The following is a 201-nucleotide window of genomic DNA, read 5'->3' on the forward strand; positions in this document are numbered from 1 at the left end:
TTGTCCCCCGCGGCGATGGTCGATGCCATCGGCGCCTTCCACCGCGCTGAGGCCACCATGGTCGCGCACAAATGGACCATGATCGCCCGCCTGCTGGCCCACCACAAAGACCACGCCGCCGCCAAGGAGAAAACCTGGGCCTACGACGAATGGAACGCCGTGCGGGATCAGGTGGGCCCGGTGATGCGGCTGAGCGCACGG

Annotated in this window: 1 protein-coding gene; it reads left to right on the forward strand. The window is 67.7% G+C overall.

Annotation, left to right across the window (positions count from 1 at the left end; translation table 11 throughout):
- The coding region (locus tag AC3A6P_RS36255; protein WP_487697494.1) for a hypothetical protein at positions 1-201 on the forward strand (201 nt) is incomplete at both ends.

It is taken from the genome of Mycobacterium sp. Soil_C_30, assembly GCF_057656995.1.